We start from the raw sequence: 1081 nt of genomic DNA, 5'->3' as shown, positions 1-1081 counted from the left end.
CAGGACTTTCGCATTTTTAATTAAAAGCTGTATATGGATTACGCCATAACTTTTCCTGAAAAATTTTTAAGGGTTCATTTTTTATAGCATAAATGGTTCTATTTTTAGCCAATGCATGTGCATTCATAACAATCCAAGCTATTATTGAAGTAATAATATGTTTACGTTGAGCTTTAGCATTTCTACACTGACACTTACCTATTCCTGTTACTTGTTTAACCTCACGGTGATATTGTTCAATCTTCCATCTGAATTTGCATGCTTTTGTAGCATCCTCAGTTGTACCTATTGCTTCATCATTAGTAATGATGTAATCGGTTCGGTTAGAATGGGCCGTAATCCGAAACAATTTCAATTTTAGTGAACAGGCTTTAAGTTTTGCTTCTACGCCTTGTTGTATGTTCATATGATCCCATGGTAAATCCTTTACGGATCTATATTTGGGATTAGTTGCATCACTCCAAAGATCTAGTACTTGTCGATTATTTCTTATTGGACAGACAAATTTATAGCCTATAGCATTAATCCAATGCATAATATGAGTGATGGCATACCAGGTATCCATCAATACAGTGCGAAATAAAACACCTCTACTTATAGCATTCAACAGCATATCTTTGAGATGATCATATTTTTTCTTACCATCTTGATTAGGCTGATAAATACGTGAATCAATAACCCAATAACGATCTATATCAGGATTATAATAAACGCAATTTACCACACCTATACCCATAACTGTTTCATGAGTAGTGCCAGAATATTGCCATCTAGCTAATGCGATATTTTTGCTCCAACTTTTATCATGAACAGAATCATCAAACAATAAGTAGCCATGCTTAGAATAGACAATATCTTGTTTTACACGTTCCCATATAGCTCTACTGGGTAATTTTGATCCATTGAGATGGCGCCATACACTATCATGTTCAAGGCCTGCAACTATATCTGAAAAATAGGTCCCTGTGTAATTGTAAGTGCTATTAATCAAAAATTGACCATAGAGTTGCGTAGTAACTTTCATCGTTGAGTACAATAATTTGAAGTTAGTAACTATAACTACAAAAATATCAATTATTCA

The 1081-nt window shown here is 33.7% G+C and carries 1 protein-coding gene; it reads right to left on the bottom strand.

The genetic code is table 11. The annotated features are described in order from the left end of the window. Nucleotides 1-16: 16 nt before the first annotated feature. Nucleotides 17-1024, bottom strand: a complete 1008-nt coding sequence (locus CCPUN_RS04155; RefSeq protein ID WP_133282316.1) for an IS701 family transposase — start codon at nt 1022-1024, stop codon at nt 17-19. Nucleotides 1025-1081: the final 57 nt, after the last annotated feature.

The organism is Cardinium endosymbiont of Culicoides punctatus (assembly GCF_004354815.1).
Lineage (GTDB): Bacteria > Bacteroidota > Bacteroidia > Cytophagales > Amoebophilaceae > Cardinium.
The sequence above is the reverse complement of the archived record's forward strand: the minus strand, read 5'-3'. Positions and strand labels throughout refer to the sequence as shown.

What these genes read in the sequence shown, in the direction of transcription:
- CCPUN_RS04155 (WP_133282316.1), bottom strand. Translation starts at nt 1,024, where the DNA reads ATGAAAGTTACTACGCAACTCTATGGTCAATTTTTGATTAATAGCACT.